The organism is Cytophaga sp. FL35, from assembly GCF_014349235.1.
In the GTDB taxonomy this organism is placed as follows: domain Bacteria; phylum Bacteroidota; class Bacteroidia; order Flavobacteriales; family Flavobacteriaceae; genus Euzebyella.
Genome location: NZ_JACSOH010000052.1, coordinates 1 through 4696, shown reverse-complemented (window position 1 = coordinate 4696; position 4696 = coordinate 1). Strand labels below are relative to the sequence as shown.

At 43.0% G+C, this 4696-nt stretch carries 2 protein-coding genes; both read left to right on the top strand.

The features are described 5' to 3' along the window. The coding region (locus BIZ36_RS20310) for an Ig-like domain-containing protein (protein ID WP_187459686.1) at nucleotides 1-1606 on the top strand (1606 nt) is incomplete at its 5' end. Between the two features lie 156 nt (nucleotides 1607-1762). Further along, a partial coding sequence (locus tag BIZ36_RS20305) for a hypothetical protein (RefSeq protein WP_502709174.1) occupies nucleotides 1763-4696 on the top strand: 2934 nt, incomplete at its 3' end.

Genomic DNA, 4696 nt, shown 5'->3' with positions numbered 1-4696 from the left:
CACCGATTATACGGGTACCGTTGATGCACTTGGTGCCTACAGCATATCCGTACCGGGCAGCGAACTGGCCGCCGATGGCGATACGACCGTCGATGGCAGTGTAACGACCACCGATACTGCGGGCAACCAAGGTACGGCCACAGGAACAAAGGCCTATACGGTGGATACTACGATACCTACGGTCAACATCACAACACCAATAGAAGGCGATAACATCGTGAACGCCAGTGAGGATGGTGACGTGACCATTTCCGGTACCACTACGGATGTGGAGGACGGACAGGTCGTGACCGTTACCTTCTCCGATGGTACCAACACCGTTACCACTACGGCTACCGTTGCTGGTAACACGTGGACGGCAACCGATGCCGATATCTCTGGATTGGACAACGGTACCATTACAGTGACCGCGGACGTGACCGACGTAGCCGGCAACCCAACAAGTGATGCAAACATCATTACTTTAGACAATACACCTCCCAATCCAGTTTTAACAATAGATGACGTTACAGCAGATAATCTATTAAGTGCTGACGAAAGAAATGGAAATATCGCTATCACTGGAACCGTAATTGGAGATTTCAACACAGGAGATACGGTAACCATTTCAATCAATGGAACCAATTATACAGGAACGGTAACCCCAGGTGGGTTATTTAGTATAACCGTTCCAGGTACGGAATTGGCCGCAGATCCAGATGTGACTATAGATGGTAGCATCACCACAACAGATGTAAACGGAAACTCAAATACCGCTATTGCTAGCAAAACATATGATTTAGACAATGATGGTGATGGCGTGCCAGATAGTACAGATACAGACGATGATAATGACGGTGTACCAGATGGTACGGACAACGCTCCATTAGACCCCTCTAGCTGTCAAGATTTAGACGGTGATGGTTGTGACGATTGTTCTGCAACTGCTAGTAATGATTTTACACCTGGTCCAAATTTTGATACGGCCAACGACGGTGAAGATACGGACGGCGATGGGCTTTGTAACAGCTTTGATGAAGATGATGATAATGATGGTATACCAGATGTTGTAGAAACTACTGCAGATTTTGATAATGACGGAGTGCCCAACAGTTTAGATTTAGACAGTGATAATGATGGTATTCCAGATATTGTTGAAATGGGTAATGCAAGCTTAGATAGCAATGGTAATGGTAAAATAGACGATACTGAGAGTCCGGCCGGTACCAATGGTATACCAGATAGTGCAGAAGATGGCGGCACGGATGGTAATGGCGTTTCTAACGTACCATTAGATTCAGATGGTTCTGGCAGTCCAAATTATTTAGATATTGATTCTGATAATGATGGTATAATGGATACCGTTGAAGCACAGGCAGATGGTAGTTTAACACAACCTACTGGAACAGATACAGATGCAGATGGTATTGATGATGCCTTTGATACGGACGAAAGTGGAAGTTTTATTACTGCTCCAATAAACTCAGATTCAGATACGCATCCAGATTACTTGGATTTAGATAGTGATGATGATGGAATCGTAGATAATATTGAGTGGCAATCAACTTCTAGCTATTTACCACCAAGTTCCGATAGCGATGGTAATGGTTTAGCAGATAATTACTAAACAGCCGCAGGTTCTGGCCAATCCATTAACCAACCGGTTAATTCAGATGGTCAAGATAATCCAGATTTTAGGGATACAGATTCGGACAACGATGGCCTATCAGATTACATAGAAGCGTACGATACAGATGCGGATAATACCGCTGATACTTCGCCATTGAACGTAGATACGGATAATGATGGTCTTGACGATGCATTTGACAACTCTATTTCAGCACCAAATGGTATAGAGGATACTAATGGTGCTACCAACAATGGGCAGGTTGCAATAGATTTTCCAAACGATCAAGATCCATTTACGGCAGAGGTAGATTTTAGAGACGAAAATGTACACCTTACTCCAATAGATACGGATGGAGATGGGTATAATGATGATGTTGATATTGATGACGACAATGATGGTATCTTAGATTATGTAGAATCCTTAGGTTTTGAACCTACCAACACGCAAGGAGATGACTGTGGTATTCCTCCAGGTTCCTTTACCAATGGAACGTATATTGGTGGAACAGGATTAGGTGCCGGCACCGTTAACGCGCAGTATCGTTTTTCTAATGTGGTAACTTCTTCCTTAGGAGTTTTAGATGCTATTGTTACCATTACAGAAATGGATGCCAACGTAACGTTTAATACTATAGATTCTAACGCTATTGGTAGTGATGACGCTTGGCAGCCAAGCTTTGACATCAATGGTATAGCAGGTGATACGGGAAGTGTTACTTTCTCTATAACACTGGTAGCGGCAGGAACAAATTTTCAAGTGAACCTTTCAAGGTTTGGTGGGGCTATTTATGACATAGATGGTGCAGATGTTAATGAAAGTGTAACCTTGGCTAGACCGGGATTATATGCTTTGGATTCCAATACCTTAATCAATACATCAGAAAATTTAGCCACAGGTACCGTAACTTTTAATGGTCCCAACCAGTCATGGGCCGGGGTAGATTTTGGTCCACGTCTGGCAATGTATTTCAATTACTATGAAACCTATGAATTTAGAATAACCTTTACCGGCGAATTGTTAGCGGGTGCTGTAGATAACAGTTATTTAGGTTCCGTACTATTCCAAACTTGTGATATAAATGGCCTATTTGATCCTTCTAATACAACTTCTAGCAACAACACGGCCGGCACACCTACCGGAGTTACATCTGGTCCGGGAACCGCCCCTGTATTTGTAGTAAATGATGGAATTGATTCAGATAATGATGGTATTTCAGATGATTTGGATATTGATTCTGATAATGATGGTATCCCAGATAACGTTGAGGCCCAACTTACTTCGGCCTACACGGCTCCTGGTACTGCAGATAGTGATTTTGATGGACTTTTAGATGCTTATGAAGGTACAGGAGACCAAGGTTTATCGGCCATAGATACAGATGCAGATGGCATATTGGATTATTTGGATACAGATTCTGACAATGATGGAAAAACAGATACTCAAGAAGCTGGATTCACCACCGCTCCTAACAACTTGGATGCAGATGGGGACGGACTTTTAAATGGCTATGATGATGTGGATACTACTGGTGGAGTTTATGATTCTAATGATGACCAAAACAACGGTGCCATTGATTTACCAAATAATGATGTAATAACAACCACTGAAGTGGATTACAGAGAAGCAGCTATTGATGATAATGACAACGATGGCATTGCAGATTCTATTGATTTGGATGATGATAATGATGGTATTCTAGATACAGTAGAAAGTACTACGGGAACAGACCCTAGTGCAGATGATGATGCCGATGGTATTGAAAATTATAGGGACACTGATTTTGGGCCAGATACCAATTCTGATGGTATTGTGGATCTTTTTGATACCGATTTAGACGGTGTACCAAACCATTTTGATTTAGATGCAGATAATGATGGAATCTATGATGCTGTTGAAGCTGGTCATGATCAAGCACATACCAACGGATTGGTAGATGGTGCCGTGGGTACAGATGGTATTCCAAATACAGTTCAAGCTGCTGGTCAACAAAATAGTGGTGCTGTCAATTACACCTTGTCAGATTCAGAGAGCACAGCAGACGGTACGCCAGATTATTTAGAATTAGATGCAGACAACGACGGTTGTAATGATGTAACAGAAGCTGGCTTTACCGATGGAGACGGAGACGGTATATTAGGAGAGTCGCCTTTGGTTGTAGATGCAAATGGTGTAGTTACAGGAACCAATGTTAGTGATGGGTATACAGAACCTGCCAATGTAGATAGCGCAACAGATTCTAACTATGATTTTCAACAGCCTGGAACAACCCCTAGCATCACAAATGCAGCCAACCAACCACAAGACGTGCTAACCAACGGTAGTACTCCAGAAACATTTGCCGTTACCGCAAATGGTTCCAATTTAACCTATCAATGGGAAGTAGACAATCAATTAGGAGGTGGCTTTGTTGCTATTGATGATGCTAACGCAACGGATATATATACGGGTAGCACAACGGCTGTTTTAACATTAAATGGCATAACTGCTAGTGAAAATGGATATGTTTATCGTGTAATAATTACAGATGCATCTTTTGGATGCTCTCCACTTACTTCTGCAACAGCAACGTTAACAGTAGATGTTACGGCACCGGTGATTACCATAGATGTGGTAGCAGGTGATGATGTTATAAACGCAGTTGAAGACGATGCTCCGGTAACCATTTCAGGTACTACGGACGCAGAAGATGGCCAAATTGTCACAGTAGTGGTAAACGGAAATAGTTATACGGCAACGGTAACTGGCGGTACGTGGAGTTTAGACATCCCTGCAGTAGATTCACAGGCATTGGATGCTTTGGAAACAATCACCGCAGATGTTACTGATCTGGCTGGTAATGCAGCTACGCAAGCAACAAGAGATATTGAGCATGACGTATTAGCTGTTATCAATATCACAACACCAATAGAAGGCGATAACATCGTGAACGCAAGTGAGGATGGTGACGTGACCATCTCCGGTACCACTACGGATGTGGAGGACGGACAGATCGTGACCGTTACCTTCTACGATGGTACCAACACCGTTACCACTACGGCTACCGTTTCTGGTAACACTTGGACGGCCACGGATGCCGATATCTCCGGA